Source organism: Nostoc sp. DSM 114161 (genome assembly GCF_052692665.1).
The window spans coordinates 6,072,141-6,096,511 of sequence record NZ_CP195141.1; the positions used below are offsets into that span (position 1 = coordinate 6,072,141).

Sequence of the window (24,371 nt, forward strand, 5' to 3'; positions counted from 1 at the left end):
TAATACTAATAATCTAAAGTTCTAAGCCCCCAGTTTGCAACTTTTTAAATGGATCTAAAATATAGTCAATCAGGTGACGCTGGCGGATAATTACTTCTGCTGTTGCTGTTTGCCCTGGAGTTAGGAGAATACGTTTATTTCCAGATTGAATATAATGACGATCCAGAGATATTTTTAATTCAAAACTTTGGGTATTGCCTTGATTACTTTGAGTAACTTTAGAGTCTGGTGAAACCCAATTTACCCGCCCTCGTACTACTCCATAATCTTGGAAAGGATAAGCATCGAACTTAATTTTTACTGGCATCCCTTCCTTTAAGAAACCGCTTTGAGTGCTGGGCATTTCGGCTTTGAGGATTAAAGGAGTATTTTCAGGCGCAATTTGAGCAATCCTTTGTCCTGGTTGGACTACAGAACCAGGTTTGTCAATGGGCAGGTCAAAAATCATACCATCAACAGGCGATCGCACTATTCTCTGTTGTAACTGAAGCTTTAACGATACAATTTGGCTTTTAGTTTGAGCAATTTGAGAATCTAAACCAGCAATTTTTGTTTGCAAGTCTTTGAGTTGTTGCTGATTTCTTAGCAGCGCCAGTGTTCCTGCTTGCTGCAAACTCCGATAACTATTTTCCTCTTCTTGCAGTCGGAGTCTGGCTTGTTTAATATCAGACTCTAACTGATTCATAGTTGTTTGATAACGATTTTGTTCTTCAGTTAATTGCAGTTGCGATTGTTTAATATCTGATGTAGCTTTTTCGTAAAGTTGTTTGCTTTCTTCTTGTTGTTTTTGGAGTTGATCGACTTGGGTGGCGGAAACTGCACCCTCATTTATCAGTTTGCTAAAGCGTTCAACTTGTCTTGAATCTATACTTAAACGACTTTTAGCAGATTTTTGAGTATCTTGAGATGCTTTAATTTGTTGCTGTGCTTGATTAACTAATGCTTGTTTTTCTAATTTCTGTAGGTTATATGTACTTTGTTTTGCATCCAAGTCTTGTTTCGCCTGGTTGACTTGAGACATCTTTTCTAAAGCTTGAGATTGGTTTTGCTGCTCTTGAACATTAAGCGATAACTGTATTTGGTTTTTGAGGACATCAAATTGCGATCGCTGATTTTGTAGTCCAGATAGTTTTGCTTCAGCTTGCTGGAGTTGCGTTTGCAAAATATTAGATTCGATATTCAAGAGAATTTGTCCCGCTTTTACTTTGTCTCCCTCTTTCACCCTCACAGATGTGACTCTCCCATCTGCTTGAGAGTCTAATTTTAGGGTTGCACCTTGCGGCTCGATACTACCCCTTGCACTACCCGTCTCATCTACTTTTGATAACATCGCCCAAGGTAAAGCGATCGCTGTAAAACCTACTAGGGCATACAATAAAGAGCGCGTCCAAGCTTTGGGTAAAGCATCTAAGAGTTCTTCGGTACTGTATGACCAATTGTTAGTATCATCAGTTTGAGTGACTGTAGTTTTTTCATCTTCAATTTTGGCGATCGCCGATGATGAATTGCGATATTGGTTTGGCATAAGCAATTCTTAATCCATTGTCAATAGTGATTAATAGTTAAGCTAATCAGCTAAACAATCAACTAGCTGGTGTTAATTGTTGTTGGTTGAGGTAGTAATAATGTCCTTTTTTGGCAATTAGTTCGTCATGAGTACCACTCTCAACTAAAACGCCGCGATCGAAAACTAAAATTAAATCAGCGTTGCGGACAGTAGACAGACGATGGGCAATGATCAGGCTGGTACGTCCTTTGAGAATAGTTTTCAAGTTTTTCTGAATGATGCGTTCCGATTCAGAATCTAGATGGCTGGTTGCTTCATCAAAAATCAATAACCGGGGATTACCCAACAAAGCACGGGCAATTGCTAGGCGTTGGCGTTGTCCCCCAGAAAGCATACCGCCGCCTTCACCAATTTGGGTTTCGTAACCCAAAGGTAATTGCTGAATAAATTCATCTGCCCCAGCCAAACGTGCCGCCTCGATAATTTCTTCAAGACTGGCTTCTGGGTGAGCAATACTAATATTCTCTCGAATCGTACCACCAAACAAAAAAGTATCTTGATCGACTACCCCTATTTGCTCCCGGAGCGATCGCAAGGCAATACTACTCACATCATGACCGTCAATTAATATGTTGCCTTCTGTTGCTGGATATAAGCCTAAGATTAGCTTGGAAAGTGTAGTTTTTCCCGAACCACTCCGCCCTACAACTGCTACTGCTTGTTCGGGCTTAATTTCAAAGCTCAAGTTTTCTAGCACATTAGTTTCACTTTCTGGGTGATAGCGAAAAGTGACATTTTCAAAACGGATATTACCTCGTAACTTAGATAAAAACTGGCGTGGTTGATGTTGTAAATCTTCTTCTGGTTCTGCTTCTAAAACATCATTGATGCGTTCTGTGGAAACAATAACTTCTTGTACCTGATTCCACAATGCGGTTAGTCGCTGAAAAGGTTGAATAATGTTGCCTAACAACATATTAAAAGCGACTAGTTGTCCTATGGTGAGTTGATTTTGAATTACTAACCATGCTCCATACCAAAGTAAACCAGTAGTTATTAACGATTGGATTGTAGAACTAAAAATTTGAAATTGGTTGCCAATTACCTGGGCACTAAACATTTTTTTAATGAAATTGTTTAGCAACTCTTCCCAATGCCAACGTACTGTCTGTTCTACTGCCATTGAGCGAATTGAGCGAATCCCATTCAAAGATTGAATCAAATAACTACTTTCATTGGCTAAAGCATTAAAAATTTCTTGGTTAATGCGGCGAAAGAAAGGCGTAGCAAACAACGCTAGTAGAACAAATGGTGGCACAATTAAAAGTGCTAACAAAGCCATTTGCCAACTGTACCAAAACATCAATCCCACATAGATAAATACTGTCAACAAATCTAGAATTATTGACAGTGCTTCACCAGTAAGAAAACGTTGAATTTTTTGATTTTCTTGGACGCGAGAAACAATATCGCCAACATAACGCGACTCAAAAAAGGATAAAGGTAGGCGGTAGGTATGTTTAATAAAACCTACCATTAGCGCCACTCCTACGCGGTTAGCAGTGTGATCTAATAGATATTGCCGCAGTCCAGTCATGGCTACGCGGAATAAACCAAATATCACCAACCCTAACCCCACGGCATTTAAAGTTAGGATACTACCTTGGACAATTACTCGGTCTAAAAGTAGCTGAGTAAATAGCGGTGTTATTAATCCAAAAAGTTGAATAAATACACTAGCGATAAATACTTCTAACAATACTTTCCAGTGGGGTTTAACTAACTCTAGAAACTGCCACAATGGCGTTCTTTCTTCTAGAGTTTCTTCAAGTAAAGCTGTAGGTTGCAATAATAAAGCATTACCTGTCCAACCAGCTTTAAATTCAGCATGAGTGAGGCTACGTTGACCGATCGCCGGATCGCCGACAATTACCTTTTTGGGTGTAATTTCATATACAACTATATAATGTTTGCCTTCCCAATGCGCGATCGCAGGTAGAGGTTGTTGTGCTAACTTATCAAGACTGGCTTTAACTGGTCGGGTAGTAAAACCGATGCTTTCTGCTGCTGCTGTTAAACCTCGTAGTGATGCACCACTGCGACCAACATTAGCTGTATCCCGCAAGCGATTAACGCTAAAGTGCTTACCCCAATAGCGACCAATCATTACTAGGCAAGCTGCCCCACAGTCAGAAGCACTTTGTTGAGCAAAGTATGGATAACGCTTGCTGAAGTGTCCCCATAGTTGCCCTACTTTTACCTTGGGACTAGGAAAATAAGCTCGTCGTAATTCCTGCTTTTGTTTTGTTGGCGAAGTTCGCGGGCGAAATGGAATAGTTTTTCTTTCGTTAACGAATTTTCTTTGAGAAGACTTTTTATGCTGAGTCTTAAAGCCTTCATGTGCAATCACTTTTGAGTCTGATTCTGAACCAAGAAATTCTGTCAATAGAGGCCAGAATTGTCTTGCTGCTGACCAATTAGAAGTTCGCAGACAGTAGACAATTGTTGGTTGTGTCGCTTGCCAACTACCTCGTTTTCTTGCAGGATAGATGTTGCCTGGAGTCAGTTTGTGACCGTCCGAATCTAATAATTCACCTCGATGCAGCAACCACAGCTTAGACTCTTTGCATAGTGTTGTAGGGACAGAGCCAATATCTAGATAGTGCCGCTCAAATAGTGATAAGGCTTTAAGTATGGGCTGGGTACTAGTATTGGGAGGTAATTGAGAATGGAAACACAGCAATAAGTCAAAAACTTCTGCTTGATGATATAAGCGATCGCGGATTGTCGGATATTTATTAATTAACGGTTGTAATATTTCTTGCTTGAGAAAACAAAGCTTTAAATTTGTAGAAGCTCTAGCAGTGTAATATCCGAAGTCATCTTCTGGAAACAACGTTACTTCACCAAATGATGACCCTGCTGTAATGGTGGCAATTAAGTTGTCATTATCCAACAGTCTGACTTTACCTTCTAGGATGATATAGATGCCCCTTTCTGCTTCTACTGCTTGCCAAAACTGCTTGGCAGTTGGTGGTTCTACTATTTCTGTTGCTGTTAGACAAGTTTGCAGTTCCTCTGATGAAAGTCTCTCTCCCAAGGTCTGGGTAATAAATTCACCGACCTGTTGCTTTGAAAACACCGATACCATTGCTTCTCCTCCACCCAACAGTTAATTATTTAGTTAGGTTCAAATCAAATGACCAATCAAAACTAGCCTCATTAGATTGCAAATCACAAATGGTAATGGCTGTATCTTTATCCTTAGTTGATTGTTTACTAGAGGAATGTTTTTGTTTTGTCGAAAGTCCCAGTTGTTTGAGTAACCGGTACATATGGCGAACGCTGATTTCTACACCAAATTCTTTGGCTAAATGTTTGCTTAACCATTGAGCTGTCCAACACCGAAAAGGATAGCCGTACTCATGAGGATGATGACTTACCAATTGTTGCAAACGTTCAATATATTCAGCATTAACAGTCTTGGGTCTGCCTATAGCCCGTTCATTCCATGTGTGTGCTATACCAGCTTGTGCTACAGCAATCCAATACCGTGCCATTTCTTGAGAACAACCTAATATTTGACAGATTTGAGTTTGAGATTTACCCATATCTGCTAGTAGCATTATTTCTAATCTGCGACGATACTCTGGTTGCAAATCTTCTTGTAGATGCTTCAATAGCACCTTCCTCTGAAACGATGTTAAATACTTACTACAACTAAAGTCGTACTTTTCAAATTCTTGAGGCTTACTGACATGCTTTGACATTCTTTTTATCACCTATACCTTTTATTCAATTTATAATGTTAGGTAAAGCAAAAAAGTTACCATTTCTATAACAGTTGCAAATTTCATTAAATAAAGAAAATTTAGTCAAATATCAATATAAGTTGACATGTACCTCAGCCCATCTCCTTATAGAGAGAGTTAATATGCTTACTTATCCTCCGTAAGTAAGGTAAAGAAAAAGTTAACTTTTATAAAATATAGTTTTATATACTGAGTTTATCCACTACCTAGATATAAAATTGTTACACTCAGCAGAGCAAAGATTTCTGCGATCGCTATGTTATAGCGACCTGTAATAGGGTGACCGCCGAGATACGGATACCGTTGGCGAATTCCCCAAACAGCTAAACTAAGGGAACTCCAAAAAATAAACAACAGCTTCAAGTTGTTGACTGTAAACAATCAACGGTCAACAGCCAACAATCTTCTATGGAATATTTTTTTACTTGGAAGTCCCTAAAGGAATATTTTCATACCGAGTTGCGGTCAAAAATATTAGTTTTGGCAGGCAGGGGAAGCAGGGGAGGTAGGGGGAGAAATACTATATCTGATTGCAACTTAGTATCATCAAAAATCATCTGCCTGGTGAATAACAGAATTTCTGGTAAAGCAAATTGTCAATGACTGGTATGGAAAGTAGCGATCGCACTCACGGCTACTATCTAATTAACAAGTGGGCTATTAAGTAGGTATAGCGATCCTAAATTGTTTGTGAACACCTTCTTTCCCATCTTTCTTTGTGTACTTAGCGTACTTTGCGGTTCGTTATCATAATTTTTGTTCGCAAGCTATCTGGGATGGCTGTAGGTGTTGAAAATTATCGTTAATTCACACTTTTGAAAATTTATATCTTTCTAGAGGTCGATAGGAAACCATAGCCATATCGATACTATAGTGTCTAAGTGCATATTTCATTTAGCTAGAAATAAACTTAATTATCTTTATAAATATATTTATTAAAAAGTTTAATTCTGGTAAAAGTATTCCGACTCTAGTGCAGAAATATTTATCGATTTTTTGTAGTAGCTAAACTTGCCAGCTACCAGTTTTGTTGTGAGATATAAACTCTAAAACTTAGGAGTATTGACAATGAAAGCAGTAGTTTTTCACGGAATTGGAGACATTCGATTAGATAACGTACCAGAACCAAAAATTCAAGAGCCAACGGATGCCATTATTAGACTAACTTCTAGTGCAATTTGTGGCACAGATTTACACATGATCCGGGGAACATTTACAGGTATGAAACCCGGTACGATTTTAGGACATGAAGGTGTTGGTATTGTTGAAGAAATTGGTTCTAATGTGCGGAATTTGAAAGTAGGCGATCGCGTTGTCGTTCCCTCGACAATTGCCTGCGGCTATTGTTCTTACTGCCGCACAGGATATCAGGCTCAATGTGATAACGCTAATCCTCAGGGACATACCGCCGGGACAGCTTTTTTTGGCGGCCCAGATGCTTCTGGCCCCTTTGATGGATTGCAAGCTGAATACGCTCGGATTCCTTATGCAAATGCAGGGTTAGTCAAACTACCAAAAGAAGTCACAGACGACCAAGCAATTCTTTTATCTGACATCTTCCCGACGGCATATTTTGGAGCGGATATTGCAGAGATTACACCAGGAGATACAGTCGCCATATTTGGTTGCGGTCCTGTCGGACAGTTTGCGATCGTCAGCGCTAGATTGTTCGGTGCAGGACGCATTATTGCCGTGGATACGATTCCCTCGCGCTTAGAAATGGCACGCGATTTAGGTGCAGAAGTCATTGATTACAATGCCGAAGATCCAATTGAAGCTATCCGCGAACTGACTGGAGGAATTGGTGTAGATAGGGTAATTGAAGCTGTTGGCGTAGATGCTAATGCTCCTGATAGCGGCCCGGCTGCCGAAAAAGCTCGGCAAGAAGCACAACAATTTCAGCAGCAGTTACAACAAATTGCCCCTAAAACTAATCCGCAAAACGGCAACTGGCATCCAGGAAATGCTCCTTCTCAAGCATTAGAGTGGGCAGTTCAAGCATTAGCAAAAGCTGGTACGCTCTCAATTATTGGAGTTTATCCTCCAACCCATAATTTCTTCCCCATCGGCACGGCGATGAACAAGAATTTAACAATTAACATGGGTAATTGTAATCACCGCAAATATATTCCTAGATTGGTAGATTTGGTTCGGAATGGTACAGTAGATCCGACAAAAGTTTTAACGCAAGTTGAACCGCTAATGTCAGTTATTGATGCATATAAGGCGTTCGATAAAAGACAACCAGGTTGGGTGAAGGTGGAGTTGGTGCCAGGAGCAACTTTGGCTAATGTCTAGAGCCATACTCAAGGCTATCTTATGAACCGAACATTTTATATCAGCAAGTTACCTGACTTGCTGAGGTTTTTCCATGTTAGTGGGAGCTTGAACTCGCCACTAATTTTATTTAATTTTGAATACTTCGACAAGCTCAGTACAAGTTTTGAATTTTGAATTGGAGCAAAGCGACTTGACTCACCTTTTAGATCGACAAATTGTTTGGCGAAAAATAGCTTTGAGAGTTTTTAGCATCGGGTTACTGCCTACCCTAACAGCTTATCCTGCTTTGGGTGCAGAACGGCTCAAATTTAACTACGGTCTTTTAGAAGAGTCTATTCCAATTAGTTCGCTTGAAACTTATGTGAGAACTGGTAAAGTAGACCAAGATTTGGCTGCATATAGAAAGTATGTTGGACAAAAGCAGCTAACTCAACTACGAAAAGCTTTAACAACTCCAATTCCTTTAAGTCAAGTACAAGTTTCGCAGTTTCTTTATACACCAATTGGTGAAAGATTATTAGATAATTTAGGAAAAGTTATTCAGACAGAATCTAATATATCAGGGTTTTATGCAATTCGCGCCTCATTGATTTTATCAGCTGCAAATCAAAAAGATTTTACACTTTTAAATATATTACGCAAGTTTCCGGCCAGATCGATTTCAATTAACTTAAACCGCAGTTTGGCAATAGCAGAAGCACTACAAAATTTAGTTAATCACACCCAAAATGCAGTAGCACTAATTAACCAAGAATCCCAACAAAAAACAACTAACGCTTCTACACTGAATACTGTTCCATTGGACTTAGGAAAAACTGGTAGTTTTGCTTTTTCAAAGCAAACTATTATTTTGAATGACTTATCGCGTATTAGGCAATTTCCGGCTGATATTTACTTACCAATTGCTCCAACTCCTCGTCCAATAATTGTGATTTCCCACGGACTTGGTTCTGATAGGACAAGCTTTGCCTATCTAGCCGAACATCTTGCTTCTTATGGTTTTGTGGTTGCTGTTCCAGAACATCCTGGCAGTGATTCCAAACAACTGCAAGCCTTATTTGCAGGTACAGCAGATAGAGTAACTAATCCGAGAGAACTAATCGATAGACCTTTAGATGTTAAATTATTACTGGATGAACTCACTACTTTATCAAAGTCTAATCCAACATTTCAGGGACGTTTAAATTTAGAACAAGTTGGTGTAATTGGGCAATCATTTGGTGGGTATACAGCATTAGCGTTAGCAGGCGCACCAATTAATTTTGAGCAACTTCAAGCTGATTGTCCAGCTTTAGAAAATACGTTAAATATTTCGCTTTTACTTCAGTGTTTAGCACTGAATTTACCAAATGCTAAATATAATTTATCAGATGCTAGGATAAAAGCTGCGATCGCCATTAACCCAATTGACAGCAGTATTTTTGGAAAAGCTAGTCTCAGCCAAATAAAAATTCCGGTAATGATTGTATCTGGTAGTGCTGATACGGTTGCTCCGGCTTTAGTAGAACAAATTCAGCCTTTTACTTGGTTAACAACTCCAAACAAGTATTTAGCACTCATCAATGGCGCTACACACTTTTCAACTATTGTAGAACCATCAAATCCAACTGTGCCTATACCTACGCAAGTAATCGGTTATGGTCAAGCCGTAGCACGTCGTTATGTTAATGTTTTGAGTGTTTCCTTTTTTGAAACTTATATTGCCCAACAATCGAGTTACGTATCATATTTGAGTACAGATTACACTAATACAATTAGTCAGCAACCGCTACCTTTAAGTTTAATTAAATCTCTCACTCCCGAACAATTAGAACAAACATTTGAATAAGAAACCATTACTCAAGTAAATTTTAAGTAGGGTGATTTAAGCAAAGTTTTCCTACCAAGAAGAGGGCTTTTCAAACATCCTCAGAAGCTCAACTTTGACCTTCTGAGGCTCAACTTTGACCTTTTGAGGTTCAACGTTGACCTTCTGAGGCTCAACTTTGATCTTCTGAGGTTCAACGTTGACCTTCTGAGGTTCAACTTTGACCTTCTGAGGTTCAACTTTGACCTTCTGAGGCTCAACTTTGACCTTCTGAGGTTCAACGTTGACCTTCTGAGGTTCAACTTTGACCTTCTGAGGTTCAACTTTGACCTTCTAATGTAAGAGCTTATTTATAAAGTAAATATTAAGGTAGAGTGTGTTACTGCGGGAGCAAAGATTTGAGAGTTTAAGAGAGTAAGAATCAGCCGTAAGGCACCGAGAAACATGGTGCGTTAAGCGTTGCTATAACGCACCCTAAAATTTAAGGTTTACTTTATAAATTACCTCTAAAATACAAAAGTTTAAAACCGTCAGGACTTACGCAAAAATAGCCAACTTCGCTTAATTTATCGTAGACGCTTTGCGGCTTGCGGTTCGCGCAGCGTCTCCGTTAGGAGAAGGGTAGGCTACCGTCAAGACGCCTTTCGTGCGGAACGCTTCGCGAACGCGCATGACACCTATAACAGTTATACATCTATACTTTATAGTTTCAGTATTTTTAACCAGGGTACAAAAAAGCAACCTCTGATAAACTAAGAGCGCATTTTGTATAAATTTTGCTTTCAGTCACTGCATTCCTCTGCAAAAGCCGACGCTTATATTTTTCTTTTTGGCTTCCTAGTCCTTAGTTCTAAGTTAATTCAACAGCGAGTTATACCATGACTGCCACACCTAAATTAAAATACTCTAACTGGGTTAAACAAGTATTTCACCAGCTGAGTATTCGACAAAAAATTGTTTGTGGGTACGGACTAGCTTTAGGAATTGCAGTTTTGGGAACAACAGCAGGATTGGTAATAGGCGATCGCTATTTTCAACAAGCTAGACAAAAAATGGTCTTGGCAAATGAGGAAAGAAGCTTGTTAAGTAGTTTGCAAGGAGAACTGTTAGAAATACAGATTCACCAAAAAGAAATAGTGCCTTTTTTACAGCAGCCACAAGCTTTACTAAGAGGAATATCTAGTTTTAAGACCGATTTGGCCGAAGCTGAAACATTGGTTTCTCAGGCAGAAGAATTTAGTCAGACTCATTCACAAGCAAATTTACACCTGCTGCTGCTCAAGCATGACAACTCAATAAATGTATATTTTGAGCAATTGAGGTCGCTAATTCGACAAATTTTGCCATTAAGTTCGCAGCCACAGGGAGCATTAAAAGCCCAGCAATTAATCTCGAAATTCAGTCAAAGTCAGGATGCTTTGAAGTTTTATCAATTTGCTCATGAATTAACTGAGTTTGCCACAACAGTGCAAGAAGATCAAAAGCACGCTGACATAGCTCAAGAAAAGGCTGCGTTAATCCAAGCTCAGATTATTATTGGTAGTATGCTGTTGTCAGTGGCGATCGCAGCTATCCTTGCTTTCTATACCAGTAATATCATCGCCCGTCCCATTAACGCAGTTACAAATATTGCCCAAAGAGTTACCCAAGAAGCCAATTTTGATTTGCAAGCGCCTATAACTACAGAGGATGAAGTTGGTGCATTAGCTAACTCTCTTAATCAGTTGATTCAACAGGTAAAGCACCTGTTAGCAGAACAACAAGCCGAGAATCAAGTACGACTAATTCAAAGTGAGAAAATGTCTAGTTTAGGGCGGATGTTGGCTGGTGTCGCTCACGAAATTAATAATCCGATAAATTTCATTTCTGGCAATCTCGTACATGCAAAAACTTATACTGACGATTTATTAACCCTACTGCAAACATATCAAGCCGAGGTAGCTCAACCTTCACCTACTTTGCAAACTTTAGCAGAAGAAATTGATTTAGAGTTTCTATTAGAAGATTTACCAAAACTCTTTAACTCCATGAAAGTTGGCGCTGAACGCACGCGAGAAATTGTTCGTAGTTTAAAAGATTTCTCTCGCTTAGACGAAGGCGAAGCACAGTTATTAGATTTACACGCTTGTCTAGATAGTACATTATTAATTTTGAACAATCGCCTGAAAAATGGTATTAGCCTTGTTCGTAAATATGGAGAAATTCCCACAATTCCAGGCTATACAGGTTTACTTTATCAGGTATTCATGAATCTTTTAAGCAATGCCATTGATGCTGTGGAGGAAAAAGTAGCCCAGAATCCACAATTTTTACCTGAAATTACTATTATCACAGAATGCTGTCAAAATAATTGGGCGATCGTAAGAATTGCAGACAACGGTTCTGGTATTTCACCAGAAAATTTACACAAAATATTTGAAACCTTTTTCACCACTAAACCACGAGGGATTGGTACTGGTTTGGGGCTAGCGATCGCATATCAGATCGTGGTAGAAAAACATCAAGGTAAAATTAGCTGCGAGTCTGAGTTGGAAATAGGTACAGAATTTGCTATTAGTCTGCCAATTTCTCAAGCTTCACTTAATAGCACAGCAGCGCCTACTGCATAATATTCAAAATCTGGTGAAACTAATTGTGTGTTACCCGAAATTTTTGTAGAGACGTAGCAGTGCTACGTCTTTACATTTTTCCGCCTTGGGGTACTAGCATTTGAAAGTTGGTTTTTTCATAATAATCAACTACAAGTAGAGATGTAGCACTGCTACGTCTCTGGCTTTTTGAGAACAAACGGAAAAACAAACTTATGGGACTTTTCGATCAAATTCTCGGTGCTGTCGCTAATCCCAATCAACAGGGCAGCTTAGGTCAACTAGGAAGTATTATTAACACTGTAAATCAACTGAGCGATCGTACTGGCACAGATCCTTCTACCATTCAATCAGTTTTGTCAATTGTAGGCGGCCAAGTTCGTTCGGCTTTACAAAACAAGCAAGCCACAGATGGTAATGAAGCCGCACAAACTCTAGTCAATCAATACGCTGGTACTTCTCCTAACCCCCAAGCAGTCGATTCGTTATTTTCTGCTGGTATACAACAGCAAGTAGCTGAAATTGCTGCCCAGCGCACAGGATTAGATGCTGGTATGGTTCGACAATTGCTGCCTTTAGCAGTACCTTTAGTATTGAATTTTCTCAAATCAGGCGCCAATGCTCAAAATCCCCAAACTGGGGGTAATCCCGTACTCAATTCCTTCTTAGATGCTGACGGCGATGGTGATGTGGATATCGCCGACGCCCTGCAAATGGCCAGTCGTTACATAAAATAATAATACTTATCCCCCCTACTCTTCACTTTTTATAGACGCGATTAATCGCGTCTCTACAGACTTCCTACTCCCCACCTCCTTTGTCCCCCCCCGTGGGAAGCTAAAGCTACATCTTCCCACTCCCACAAAAACCCCCTTATCATCAGATATTGGCAAATAGGCCTTGCTAGATTCTTAGGTTGGACATAGGCTGAGAAGATGAGGAATTTGCAAATAGAAATCACACATTCTATGGCTAAATTTTTTGAGTGTATTACTGGAGAACTGCAAGACTTCATTAGCGCCCAACACATTTTTTTTGTTGGTTCTGCACCCTTAAGTCCTACAGGTCATGTTAACCTGTCTCCTAAAGGTTTGGATTGCTTTCGCATCCTTTCTCCCAAGCGAGTAGCTTATATAGATCTTACAGGGAGTAGTAACGAAACTTCCGCGCATTTAGAAGAAAATGGGCGAATTACTTTCATGTTTTGCGCTTTTGAAGAACCTGCTTCTATTTTGCGTCTTTACGGTCAAGGAAATACAATTTTACCGACTTCTCCTGACTGGAACTCGCTGTATTGTCTATTTCCAGAAATACCTGGAACTCGTCAAATTATCGTCGCCGATATCCAACGAGTACAGACCTCTTGTGGTTTTGGTGTACCACTGTATGAGTATCGAGGTCAGCGCCAAACTCTAGTAAACTGGGCTAGTAAAAAAGGCGAAGAGGGAATTAGAGAATATCAACAGCAGAAAAATCTCATCAGTCTTGATGGTTTATCGGCTCCACTGAGTAAAATATTTTAATGTTGGTAAAAGCAGGTTTGAACCAGGATTTGATACTAGGTTAACTGAGATAATATTATTGACTTTGTAAGCACTAATACCATTTTGGATTTTTATTTTGGTTAGAGAAAAAGTTACAGGGCAAGCTTTCAGAATTTTAATCATTATTCAAATTGGTATTAGGTGGTTACTTTGATTGTAAATAAAATTAACTTCGGCAACTTGGTACGATAAGAGATGATGAATTATTCTATTTGCCCACTCACAAAAAAAGATGAGCCTTTTCTGTGGCAAATGCTTTACGAAGCAGCGCATCTGAGGAAGGAAGGTAATTTGAAAGTGCAGGATGCTATGAATCATCCCGATCTAGCAAAATATGTGAAAAATTGGGGAGAGAAAGATGATAGTGGCTTTGTTGCTATTTTAGAAAATATTAATCAGCCAGTAGGAGCAGCATGGCTGCGTTTATTGACAGGTGAAAATAAAGGATATGGTTATATTAGCGATCGCATTCCCGAATTAGCAATAGCAGTTCTCCCCGAATATCGCAATCAAGGCATAGGAACACAGTTACTCAAGCATGTATTATCAGCAGCCAAAACATCTTACCCATCAGTATCTCTCAGCATTAGAGCGACAAATCCCGCCTTGGCATTATATAAAAGGTTAGGTTTTGAAGTCGTCCCTGACAGCGAGACAATTAACCGAGTTGGCGAAATCTCTTTCAAGATGAAAATTGATTTGTGAAAACAGAATTCAGGAGTCAGAATTCAGAATTCAGAAGAAATTGCAGTTTCATTAGTGAGAAATTTAACCTAAATTTACAGCAGATTACAACTTCGCGGTTTACTCCCTCCCCTTGTAAAGGGGGGGGTTGGGGTGGGGTTTTGAGGATTCATGTAAGAGGCCTATTGTGCCCCTACCCATGTACTTTGTAAATAAAGCTTTTTTAATTTTTAATACTTCGACTTACCTCGACTTCGCTCGGCACAAGTCGCTCAGTACAAGTTTTTAATTTGGAATTGATATTAGCGGCTGTTGCGCTAATTTTTCTAGACCTACTGACTTGAGCAAACTTGTCCAGTCAGCCATCACAGATGCATCTTTTGGCTTGTCTAAACGAAGTTTTGCCATACTATTTAAAGCATCGTGCCAAATGCCATTTTCTGCATACAGGGCTACTTGCTGCTGAGGTGTCGCCTGCTTGATAGCCTCTGCAAGGCTAGAAGTAGGCTTAACTCTTTCCACCCATCCCTCAACATATTCTAATTCTGCTGGTTGTTGGTTGTTGCAATTGACTTTGACTTTGAAGAACCAGTGGTACATTTTGCCCACCTCCAAAGCTGTAGTGGTTTCTGGCAAACTAACGCTAACAATTCCTGGATTGGATGGGGAATTTATCGCCGTTCGGTATATAGTTTGACTTGGTTTATTAGACTCATCTTTAATGACAAACTCGATCGCTGCGATCGATGATTTGTTATATGGAACAAAAAACCAAAATGTCGGATGTGTAACAGTTGTTAAACCCCAAACTTTGGTAACAGAAATTGCTTGTTTTTGCTCTTGTTTTACAGTCTGCTCGTAAACGGGAACTAGTGCCATGAGAGATTCATTGCCGCTAGCGCATCCACGACTAGCTGCTCCTCCGCGATCGCCTGCGGCTCCTCGGTCGGGTGGTGGCGGTGGTGAGGTAAACTGGATCGAGGCGGTGTTTAAGCCAGCTGGCAATGCCCAAAGCGCTGGACAATAGACGATGCTACTCAAGAAAGTTACACCCAATGCAGCAGTTAATTGGATTTTTTGCCAATAGTTTTTCATTTGTCAAAAGTCAAGCGTTAATAGTTAAAACATTTCCTAACTTGAAGTTTCCTGAAAATTCTAAATCGTAGATGAGCCTATTTTTCAATTAACGTGAGTTCGATGAGTACTGTTTTGACCTCACCCCCAGCCCCTCTCCTTGTAGGCTAGGGTGTAGACACAAGTCAAATTACCCCCCTTAATCCCCCCTTATAAAGGGGGGAAACCGGAAAATCTAGTTCCCTATAAACGGTGGAAACCAAAAAATATAGTTCCCTCCCCTTTATAAGGGGAGGGTTAGGGAGGGGTAATTGAATGACTGGTAGTGATTCCATAACTTATGTGTACACCGTAGCCTTGTAGGCGAGAGGGGCAAAACCCTGATTTTTCCTTGTTCCCTCGCCTTTTAGGCTACCGCGTATACACAAGTCTTTGAAAGTTGTTGTGTAAGACACACAAGTTTAATTTTTGCTCTTGGATGCAACAAAGGTGCAGGTCGATGCAACAAAGGTGCAGGTCGATGCAACAAAGGTGCAAGCCGATGCAACAAAGGTGCAAGTCGATGCAACAAAGGTGCAAGCCGATGCAACAAAGGTGCAAGTCGATGCAACAAAGGTGCAAGTCGATGCAACGAAGGTGCAAGTTCAAGAGACTTGTTGTGTACACCGTAGCGCCTTTTAGGAGAGGGAGGTTTGTCGAACTCACGTTCAATTAGTGGCGGTCTGAATCTCCCAGTAATTGCCTTTTGCCTCCTGCCTCCTGCCTTCTGCCTTCTTCAATTCTCCTGGAGTTAGGATTTAAAAAAACTACTACACTAACAGCACTACTTCCTAAGCCTAGAGCTGCTGGAACTAGAGGAATCCAACCGCTAAATAAAATTAAAAATATTAGGCAACTACTATACAAAACAACGGATGCAATAAGCACTGTCACAACTAAATAACCTACTCTTGGAATATACCAGGCAAGCAAACACCCAATTACAGACCAAAACCAAATCCAAATCGCCTCGCCCCATATCGACCAACTCCAAAGTAGAGGTCGCCCATCTATGGCTGCACTTAGTAGTTGGCTGACCATTTGCGCTTGCAGAATAACTCCTGAGATAACTTGCGAGTTTCCTTGCAAGATGAAAGGAGTTTGCCACTCGTCATGAAAACTTTCTGCTGTTGTACCAATGAGGACTATTTTGCCTTTCACTGCTGCGGCATTGAGTTTACCTGCGATCGCATCTTGTAATGTAATCTGGGGTGCGATGGCGTTTATTGATGGAGATGAGCGGTAATTCAGTAAAATTTGATGCCCCAACGCATCAATTCCTTGGTAGCCTCCGGTATGCGCTTCTAGGGGCTTAAATCTCAGCTTTCCTAATTGCCACATCCCATCTGGAGTAAATTCTAATTTCATGCCTTTGTTATATAGATAACGCAATGCTAGCTGTACGCTTAAAGAATAAGATGCCTGACAAGGAGATACAGGAGGGGGAGTTAAGGCGAGATAATGGCGCCGCACTATATTATCTGCATCTGTGAGCGTATTGCTAAACCCCAAATTTTTGAGCGGGACTTGTTTGGGCGGTGCAATGCCAGATTTTCCGGTTTGAGGATCGCTAACTCGACAAACATTCACAAAGCGATCGCTTTCAACCATCCATTTCTGTAACTGGGGATAATCCTTATTTACCCCACTATCACGGTATATATCTAAACCAATAGCTTGCGGTTGATAAACTGCTAATTTTTCTAATAATTGAGCGAGTGACCTTTCAGATAAGGAACCGCGTCGTTCTGAGGCGGGCTGTGCCTCCACATCTTCTTCTGTAATAGTTATAACTAGTAGACGTGAATCGGGTTTTTCTTGAGGACGCGATCGCAATAATTGGTCAAAGGCACTAAGTTCTAAAGGTTGCAGTACGCCGAGATAGCGCACTCCGATGGACAGTCCAGCGATCGCCATACTCAAAAATAGCATGACTGAGAAACCTAGACGATGGGTTACAGTTCTCGCAGGCTTAGGGATATTAGCTGTATTCTTTAAAAATTCATGCCAAGTCAACGGCATCTCCGCGGGATTTTGGCAAATCACAGGTAACCAAGTCGCACAAGGAAATTGATTTTCTAGTGCTTGTAACCTTTCGCGTGCCTGTCTGACAGCCAAATACAAAGATTCACCCTCTGCGAAGGCTGCCAAAAAATACTTTAAAAACTGCTCTGCCACGCGATCGGGTACTGGTTCTCGCATGACAATAATTTGCGGAATCTGCAAATCTGCAAACTCCCAAGCCAATCCCAAGCCATCGCAGGAATTAAAAATCGCTAATTGTAGACCTCGTTGTACAGCTTTTTTCAAGGCATACTTTAACTGACTAACCGTTAAACTCTCAGTTTGATTGATGTAGATTTTCCCTGTGAGATTGGCTTCCACCGTCGAACTATGCCCGGCAAAAAATAGAATCTGCCAATGCTGCTCCCATAATCGATCCGTTAGGTCTTGGGATTGCGGTTCTACTAAAAAGGTGATATCTGCATTGGGTAATAACTCCAGCAATTTTTTGTCTGCTTGGGTATCTATTCCTTGACTGTTACCTAATATTGCTAAGATTTTAACGCGATCGCTCGTACTTGCAACTCGATTTACCTGTTCGTAAGCCGGCGCACTCAAAGCTATTTCCGCATCAGGATAACGCTCTAATAAATCCCAAAGATGCCAAGGAAGTTTTTGCAATCGCAAATCTTTGGTTTGTAAAAGCACGCGAATTTTATCCGTAGATATGAGTTTTTCTAAACATTTTTCGCGGATGGGACGAAAACCATCGGAGGATAGCCAAGTATTAAAACTAGCTTTTAATTCCTCCGTAACCTGTTGACAATCTTCTAGGCTAGGGGCTGGGATGATTTGTTTTGGTAAAGCAATAGGACGAGATGGCAACTTTAAATTACGATAAATCGATTGCCATCTGTGGTAGTTACGAGGGATTTCGGGACTAGGAGGAAGTTCGCCTGTTATTTCTACAATTGGTCTGGCATTTTCGTCACCAATTTGAATAGTGACAGGAAATCCCTGCTCAAAACTTCCTTCTCCTATCTTTAAAACGACTAATTTACCTACCATTTTGGGTTTTGGGGAAGGGGGAAAGGGGAATAGAAAATAGGGAATAGGTTTGAAAAGCTTTTAGTATGTATGATGATAGTCTTTGTTCTAACTGATTCGGCAAGTACAGTACATCTAACTGTCGGAATCATGCTTGAAATTAATATGATATTTATCTACAAACAGGGATTTTGTTATTCTCCCAACCCTGTTCCCCGTTCCCTATTCCCTGGCTTTGAGCCACAAGCATGAGATCGCCGCGATCGCTTTTTATCCATCCTTGAGCTTCTACAATCGGTTGGGGTTCTGGTATTTGCTCGGTAATTTTATTTGTTGTAGTTACTGGCAAATTTACCCAATTTGTAATGACTGCCCGCCCCCGCAATGGTTCATCGGGACTTAAGGGTAATCCACCCCGTCCTGTGGCGATAAAACGACCGGCTGTTTGTCCTCTGGTAGAACAGCTTTGGGTAATTTTTTGAGAAGCATCAACTAAGTTCGCAGGTAACTCTACTAAGCCACGGCTAGGATCTACATCTGGTGTATTAATAGTTACAAATCCTTGAATACCAAATCGCGAACTGGCAGTGATATCGCTTAGTAATGTTGTGCTTTGTTGAGGTAGAATCCCAAAAACACCGTTAGCTGTAATGTCCACTCTGCCACCGTTACCAGTAAAGGCATTGGCACTAATATCACTATCTTCTTGAAGAACAGCAGCAATAAATGGACTGTTGATAATAATGTTACCGCCATCGCCACCAAAGCGATCGTTACCTGCATTAGTGGAAATTCGACTTTTCTGGCGTAGTAATAATAATTCTTGCAACTCTAATCTAATATCCCCACCCTGCCCGGAGAAGCTAGCTGCGCTAATTTGTCCCTCGTTATCGAGAAAGATATTTCGGGCTATAACATCTAACTCACCTGCACCTTGGGCGCTGGGAGATTCACTTCTACTAGTAACGGTGACTGTTGCACCATTTGTGACACTCAGCTGCCCAGTGGTGATTTTCAGATTTCCCCCTTTCCCTGTGGGCACTATAGACTCACCATTACGACTGATTTCTCTAGAATTGGCGCCGACTTCAGCTACTATTCTGCTAACCAACTCACCATTTGTACTTCTACCAATTACTTGCACTCCATTTAAAGCATTGATTTCAATTTCTCCGCCATCACCAGCCCCAAAGGTAGAAGCAGATAACTCGGCTCCATCTTGGATAGTCAAATTTTGAGTATTAATTGTCAATTTGCCTGCATTTCCTCTGCCTCTAGTTTGCACAGATAATCCACTAGAACGTAGCCCTCCCATTGCGGTGAAAGTGCCAATTAATTCTACATCAGAGGCGTTGACAGTAATATTTCCTCCCACCCCATTAATAGAACTAGCTGATATTCGTCCGCCATCGCGGACAATTAATCGCTGAGTATTAATTGTGAGTTCTCCAGGTATATTTCCTGTTGCTCGATTGTCAGTAGCAAAAGAAGTGGGATTTCGACGGTTATCTTGAGGATTATCTGCTGTGGTGCCACTTAATTCCACCAATTCGGAAGCTGTGACTGTCAACTTTCCCCCTGGTGCAGTATTCAAGCTAGTGGTTTCAATTTGAGAGCCACCCTGTAGGGTTATCCGTTTTCCTCTGATTTGAATTTCACCACCACTCAAGCCACTTGCATCTATGGTTGTCGCTTTTAATAGCTGAATATCTTGAAAGTTGCTAATACCTTCATAACCCAAGGAAAAGCCTTTAGCTACGGGATTCAAGCTAACTGTACCAGCTGCAACGCTACCTACTTCAATTCTGCCGCCAGCTGTCTTAAGTGTCCCACCCTCAAAGGTGACATCGCCGCCAACCAAGGCCAAGGTTTGATTAATTGGTACGCGCAAAGCTTCATTAGTATCAATTACAGGGGAGTCTTGATTTCTTATACCCCTACCATTTCCTTGCACTAAAATTTTGCCTGGAGAATCTGCTAATTGCAATCCAATTGGTGCAGTAATAGTTAATAGCGGTACGGTGTTAGATGCATTTGTAGCGAAGCGAGTATTATCAGCAAAAATGACGCTGTTAGCAGTACTAGCAACAAACGATCCTGCAATATCTAATCTGGCGTTTCGCCCAAAAATTATGCCATTGGGATTGAGAAAAAAGAGATTTGCTGGGCCGTCAACTCCTAAAGTACCCAAAATTTGAGAAATGTTATTGCCTGTAACTCTCGTAAAAATATTAGTAATTCCTGCGGGATTGGCAAAATAAACTCGCCCAGATTCCTTGACATTGAATTCTTGGAAACTGTGAAATAAATTAGCATTGCGAATTGTGCCGCCATCAATGCGGTCTGCGGGGAGTCCTTTAATATTGACATTGGGAGTGATGCTTGAAGAGGATTCGCCTAATGTGCGATCGGGGATAATCTGAGCAGATGCATGATTTCCACAATAAAATATGGCAGGGGCAAACACTCCAGCAAAGCTGAAAACACCTACGAACCTTAAAAATTTAATTTTATCTCCTTTAATTTTCATATCAACGCCAACCTCATCAGTTATTGATTTACACGCCCAGCAGTATTGCAACAGCTGAATTGAACTTGATATCTGGTTAATTGGCAGCAGATTTCAGGAGTTAGAAATAGAATAGGTTCTAGGACTAAGTACCAGACTAACTTGGAATCTGCTGTAATTTCCTCACAGATGCTATCTAAATAGAAGTTAAATTTTATAATCTTAAAACAATTGCCATGTTTTCTATGCTAAGAACTGTTAAATAAAAATTTAAATATTGGTCGTTATGTAAAAATCCGATTTCATCAGTAAAAAATTAAGACAACTGTAGTTCAGATAATTGCAAACGCCATTACTTTTACGACCCGAAAACTAGCTTTTGCGATTTGAAAACTAACTTCCCTGCTACTACAGTGCAATAGTGTAGCTTGGGTTGAGGAACGAAACCCAACTCTTCAACAGATGTTGGGTAACGCGAAAGCTCAACCCAACCTACAAAATCTAATACTCGTAAAGAAAGGTGCGTTAGCGTTTCGCGTAACGCACCCTACAAAGACTTAATGGGTTCCAAAATCAAACTGGATTATTAGAAGTCCTCTTTTAAACCAAATTGATGTCAAGACTAGGAATAAATCCGATTCCTAAGTTGGGTTGGAGAGTGGCAAATTGCACCGCTCCGATGCCATCATACGGAGATACGTCAAAAGACAAAGCACCTGTGCTGTTGTTATAACTAAACTGATTGGTAGAAGTAGCACCAAACCCAACTTTAGAAATCTGAATTTTATCTCCTTCAAAGTACTTAAAGTCTGCAACGTAATCAAGTCCATCATACAAAGTGTCGAAGACAAATGTATCGGCTCCAGTTCCTCCTAAAAGGTAATCGTAATCTTTACGACCATTTAAAATATCATTGCCATCTCCTCCATAAAGAGCGTCATTTCCCTCGCCGCCATTGAGCAAATCATTGCCACTATCGCCGAAAAGAATATCGTTATCACCCTGACCGAAGAGATAATCATTGTCACTACCACCGTAGATGGTATCTCTACCGGTGCCTCCCAATAGAGAGTCATTGCCACTGCCGCCATTTAGATAGTCATCTAAAGCTCCTGCATTCAAGGTATCATTACCACCATTACCGTATAGAGTATCAGTGGTGTTGTTGAAGACAAAATTATCGACGCTGTTACTGCCTTTGAAGGAAACTTTTTCGATATTAGTGTAGGAAAAGCTGTAGGCGCCGGTGACGTTGGAGTAGTCGGCTACGAGTAAATCGACCCCGTTACCGCCATCTATATAATCATTAACTCCAGACCCAGGATTGAGGGTATCGTTGCCATCTCCTCCGTAGAGAACGTCGCTACCACTACCACCGTTGAGATAGTCATCCAAAGAGCCTGCATTTAAGGTATCATTGCCACCATTACCGTATAAGGTATCATAAGTGTTGTTTAAGCTAACACTATCGGCGCTGTTGCTGCCTTTGAACAAAACTTGTTCGATATTAGCGATGGAAAAGCTGTAGGGAGTGCTGACATTGGTGTAGTCAGCTACAAGTAAGTCGAATCCTGCACCGCCATCTATATAATCATTAAGTCCAGACCCAGGATTTAGGGTATCGTTTCCTGCTAGTCCATAGATACTATCAGTATAAGGAGTACCAATAATGTTGTCATTCCAGTTAGTTCCAGTAAACTTAGCCATTTGAATTATTCCTTTGAGTAAAAGTTAAAGATTGTGTTGTTTGGTTTTAGCAAGTTATATCTGGCGTAATATTTCATCAGATAAAGACCAATTAGAAGTCTGCTTTTAGACTTGAGCTAAGTGCCTCTCTCTTCCCTGCTGAGCGTATGTACGATGAGTTTTGTTTTTTATGCACGCCAAGCAGAAATTTTTTTATTGGAAATTGGGAGTGTTGATTGTTGACTGATGAGTTAGGAGTTAGGAGTTAGGAGTCAGGAGTTAGGAGTTAGGAGTGAGGAGTCAGGAGTTAGGAGTCAGGAATTATTCCCCTTGTCCCCCTTGTCCCCCTTGTCCCCCTTGTCCCCTTGTCCCCTTGTCCCCTTGTCCCCTTGTCCCCCTTGTCCTCTTCCGAGGGTCGATCGCCTGAACGTAAAAATCACTTATGCTTAGATAGGTAGTTTTAACGCTCAACAGCAGCACGTATTCCATGCAACCGCGTCAGGGCATTGTTGAAATTTTTTCTACGTTTGTGCAATTTGATGTAGAGCAATTTAGTGGTTGGGTAACAGATGCTAAACTGCGCCGCAGTATTAAAAATTGCCTGGAAGAATCTTCAAAACAAGAATCAGATAAGTTTTGGGCAATTTATTGGTATAATACTTGGCGCGATCGACCCAGTTCTCTAGCTGTGGCACATCTTTGTGCTTATCTACAAGAGGTGTGTTACTGGGTTGCGAGAAAATTAGCCCTTAATTTTACGACGCAGTTATCTATAAGTGACTGCTTTCAGGTGGCGATCGCTAATGTGCCAAAAATCTTGAAAAGTTTCAATCCCGAATATAGTTCGCATTTAAAGAACTATGCACAATTAGCTTTTGAGCGGGTTCTCAAGGATGTAATTCGTTTGCGCCATGAAGCAGATATCTGCTCGGACTGGGCACTGTTGCATAAACTCAGTCGCAAACGACTAGTAAATTCATTACAAAATTCCGGCTTTAATGCTCAAAACATCGAGAGTCATGTTTTAGCTTGGGAATGTCTTAAGGAGCTTCATACTGCTGGTAACACAAAAGTTCGCCAGCTTAACCAACCAAATGCTGTAACTTGGCAAGCAATTACTAACCTTTACAATGCCGAACGTTTGAAGCAATTGAGTTCGCCCACTCCCGCAGTCAACGAGCAAACTATTGAAAAATGGCTATTATCTTCTGCCAAAGCTGCCCGCGCCTTCCTTTACCCCAAGATGGTTTCCGCAGACGCTCCTTTCAAGGACTCAGAAGATAGTAATTTGTTAGATATATTATCTAAGGATGAGCAAACAACTGGACTTACAGAACTTCTGGAACAGGAAGAAGCGGCAAATGTACGATCGCAGCAAATTCAATTAAACCAAGTTTTACAGCAAGCGATCGCTGCACTGGATACTCAATCACAAAAATTACTCGCAGGTTACTACATTCAGCAACTCACGCAACAAGAAATTGCCACACAGCTAAATATCAAACAATACAACGTCTCCCGGAAATTGAGCAGTATTAAAAAATCATTACTGCTGACTCTTACCCAGTGGAGTCAAAATACTTTGCATATTTCCCTGAAATCTGACGTAATGGATGCCATAAATACAGGCTTGGAGGAGTGGCTCAAAGTTGAGTGGGGCGGAGGGGCAGAGGGGCAGGGGAGCAGAGGAGCAGGGGGAGCAGAGGAAGAATAACTAATGCCCAATGCCCCATGCCCAATGCCCCATGCCCAATGCCCCATGCCCCATACCCCATGCCTAAAGGTTCTTG

16 protein-coding genes are annotated in these 24,371 nt (G+C 40.8%); 8 read left to right on the forward strand and 8 right to left on the reverse strand.

Going from position 1 to position 24,371, the window contains the following annotated elements:
• Nucleotides 1–13: 13 nt before the first annotated feature.
• The 4 genes from NSTC745_RS25735 to NSTC745_RS25750 all read right to left on the reverse strand — a co-directional run bounded on the left by NSTC745_RS25735 (nt 14) and on the right by NSTC745_RS25750 (nt 5,700).
• Nucleotides 14–1,525 carry an HlyD family efflux transporter periplasmic adaptor subunit gene (locus NSTC745_RS25735; RefSeq protein ID WP_445633511.1) on the reverse strand — a complete coding sequence of 504 codons (1,512 nt, stop codon included), beginning with the start codon at nt 1,523–1,525 and terminating at the stop codon, nt 14–16.
• Nucleotides 1,526–1,583: 58 nt separating this feature from the next.
• A complete protein-coding gene (locus tag NSTC745_RS25740) occupies nt 1,584–4,658 on the reverse strand; it encodes a peptidase domain-containing ABC transporter (RefSeq protein WP_445633512.1) in 3,075 nt (1,024 codons plus the stop codon).
• Between the two features lie 25 nt (nt 4,659–4,683).
• The gene (locus NSTC745_RS25745; protein ID WP_445633513.1) at nt 4,684–5,277 is read right to left on the reverse strand and encodes a helix-turn-helix domain-containing protein; all 594 of its coding nucleotides are present in this window, start codon (nt 5,275–5,277) and stop codon (nt 4,684–4,686) included.
• 237 nt (nt 5,278–5,514) lie between these two features.
• Nucleotides 5,515–5,700 (reverse strand): hypothetical protein, encoded by a 186-nt coding sequence (locus tag NSTC745_RS25750; protein WP_445633514.1) that lies wholly within the window; start codon nt 5,698–5,700, stop codon nt 5,515–5,517.
• Between the two features lie 687 nt (nt 5,701–6,387).
• Between NSTC745_RS25750 and NSTC745_RS25755 the strand changes: the two genes are divergently transcribed.
• The 6 genes from NSTC745_RS25755 to NSTC745_RS25780 all read left to right on the forward strand — a co-directional run bounded on the left by NSTC745_RS25755 (nt 6,388) and on the right by NSTC745_RS25780 (nt 14,243).
• On the forward strand, nt 6,388–7,617 hold the full coding sequence (locus NSTC745_RS25755; RefSeq protein ID WP_445633515.1) for a zinc-dependent alcohol dehydrogenase: 1,230 nt from the start codon (nt 6,388–6,390) through the stop codon (nt 7,615–7,617).
• A 172-nt stretch (nt 7,618–7,789) separates the two neighbouring features.
• Nucleotides 7,790–9,427: an alpha/beta hydrolase gene (locus NSTC745_RS25760; RefSeq protein ID WP_445633516.1), complete on the forward strand. Its 1,638-nt coding sequence runs from the start codon at nt 7,790–7,792 to the stop codon at nt 9,425–9,427.
• Between the two features lie 857 nt (nt 9,428–10,284).
• Nucleotides 10,285–12,015: an ATP-binding protein gene (locus NSTC745_RS25765; RefSeq protein ID WP_445633517.1), complete on the forward strand. Its 1,731-nt coding sequence runs from the start codon at nt 10,285–10,287 to the stop codon at nt 12,013–12,015.
• A gap of 194 nt (nt 12,016–12,209) precedes the next feature.
• Nucleotides 12,210–12,731 carry a DUF937 domain-containing protein gene (locus tag NSTC745_RS25770; protein WP_445633518.1) on the forward strand — a complete coding sequence of 174 codons (522 nt, stop codon included), beginning with the start codon at nt 12,210–12,212 and terminating at the stop codon, nt 12,729–12,731.
• A gap of 231 nt (nt 12,732–12,962) precedes the next feature.
• The gene (locus tag NSTC745_RS25775; protein WP_445633519.1) at nt 12,963–13,517 is read left to right on the forward strand and encodes a pyridoxamine 5'-phosphate oxidase family protein; all 555 of its coding nucleotides are present in this window, start codon (nt 12,963–12,965) and stop codon (nt 13,515–13,517) included.
• Nucleotides 13,518–13,733: 216 nt separating this feature from the next.
• Nucleotides 13,734–14,243, forward strand: coding sequence for a GNAT family N-acetyltransferase (locus NSTC745_RS25780; RefSeq protein WP_445633520.1), 510 nt, complete (start codon nt 13,734–13,736; stop codon nt 14,241–14,243).
• 264 nt (nt 14,244–14,507) lie between these two features.
• On the opposite strand, the gene NSTC745_RS25785 is transcribed toward NSTC745_RS25780, so the two are convergent.
• Nucleotides 14,508–15,317, reverse strand: a complete 810-nt coding sequence (locus NSTC745_RS25785) for a DUF928 domain-containing protein (protein WP_445633521.1) — start codon at nt 15,315–15,317, stop codon at nt 14,508–14,510.
• 447 nt (nt 15,318–15,764) lie between these two features.
• Between NSTC745_RS25785 and NSTC745_RS25790 the strand changes: the two genes are divergently transcribed.
• Nucleotides 15,765–15,977, forward strand: a complete 213-nt coding sequence (locus NSTC745_RS25790; RefSeq protein WP_445633522.1) for a hypothetical protein — start codon at nt 15,765–15,767, stop codon at nt 15,975–15,977.
• A 30-nt stretch (nt 15,978–16,007) separates the two neighbouring features.
• On the opposite strand, the gene NSTC745_RS25795 is transcribed toward NSTC745_RS25790, so the two are convergent.
• From NSTC745_RS25795 to NSTC745_RS25805, 3 genes are all read right to left on the reverse strand, one after another.
• Entirely contained in the window at nt 16,008–18,407 is a 2,400-nt protein-coding gene (locus NSTC745_RS25795) for a CHASE2 domain-containing protein (protein WP_445633523.1), read from the reverse strand.
• A 151-nt stretch (nt 18,408–18,558) separates the two neighbouring features.
• Nucleotides 18,559–20,916, reverse strand: a complete 2,358-nt coding sequence (locus NSTC745_RS25800) for a filamentous hemagglutinin N-terminal domain-containing protein (protein ID WP_445633524.1) — start codon at nt 20,914–20,916, stop codon at nt 18,559–18,561.
• Nucleotides 20,917–21,495: 579 nt separating this feature from the next.
• The gene (locus NSTC745_RS25805) at nt 21,496–22,602 is read right to left on the reverse strand and encodes a calcium-binding protein (protein ID WP_445633525.1); all 1,107 of its coding nucleotides are present in this window, start codon (nt 22,600–22,602) and stop codon (nt 21,496–21,498) included.
• Nucleotides 22,603–23,068: 466 nt separating this feature from the next.
• On the opposite strand from NSTC745_RS25805, the gene NSTC745_RS25810 reads away from it, so the two are divergent.
• Nucleotides 23,069–24,295 (forward strand): sigma-70 family RNA polymerase sigma factor, encoded by a 1,227-nt coding sequence (locus tag NSTC745_RS25810; RefSeq protein WP_445633526.1) that lies wholly within the window; start codon nt 23,069–23,071, stop codon nt 24,293–24,295.
• The last annotated feature ends 76 nt before the right edge of the window (nt 24,296–24,371 follow it).

Coding starts and splice junctions, on each gene's coding strand:
- NSTC745_RS25745 (WP_445633513.1), bottom strand. CDS start 5,277: ATGTCAAAGCATGTCAGTAAGCCTCAAGAATTTGAAAAGTACGACTTT.
- NSTC745_RS25770 (WP_445633518.1), top strand. CDS start 12,210: ATGGGACTTTTCGATCAAATTCTCGGTGCTGTCGCTAATCCCAATCAA.
- NSTC745_RS25740 (WP_445633512.1), bottom strand. CDS start 4,658: ATGGTATCGGTGTTTTCAAAGCAACAGGTCGGTGAATTTATTACCCAG.
- NSTC745_RS25755 (WP_445633515.1), top strand. CDS start 6,388: ATGAAAGCAGTAGTTTTTCACGGAATTGGAGACATTCGATTAGATAAC.
- NSTC745_RS25800 (WP_445633524.1), bottom strand. CDS start 20,916: ATGAAAATTAAAGGAGATAAAATTAAATTTTTAAGGTTCGTAGGTGTT.
- NSTC745_RS25735 (WP_445633511.1), bottom strand. CDS start 1,525: ATGCCAAACCAATATCGCAATTCATCATCGGCGATCGCCAAAATTGAA.
- NSTC745_RS25795 (WP_445633523.1), bottom strand. CDS start 18,407: ATGGTAGGTAAATTAGTCGTTTTAAAGATAGGAGAAGGAAGTTTTGAG.
- NSTC745_RS25775 (WP_445633519.1), top strand. CDS start 12,963: ATGGCTAAATTTTTTGAGTGTATTACTGGAGAACTGCAAGACTTCATT.
- NSTC745_RS25810 (WP_445633526.1), top strand. CDS start 23,069: ATGCAACCGCGTCAGGGCATTGTTGAAATTTTTTCTACGTTTGTGCAA.
- NSTC745_RS25765 (WP_445633517.1), top strand. CDS start 10,285: ATGACTGCCACACCTAAATTAAAATACTCTAACTGGGTTAAACAAGTA.
- NSTC745_RS25785 (WP_445633521.1), bottom strand. CDS start 15,317: ATGAAAAACTATTGGCAAAAAATCCAATTAACTGCTGCATTGGGTGTA.
- NSTC745_RS25805 (WP_445633525.1), bottom strand. CDS start 22,602: ATGGCTAAGTTTACTGGAACTAACTGGAATGACAACATTATTGGTACT.
- NSTC745_RS25780 (WP_445633520.1), top strand. CDS start 13,734: ATGATGAATTATTCTATTTGCCCACTCACAAAAAAAGATGAGCCTTTT.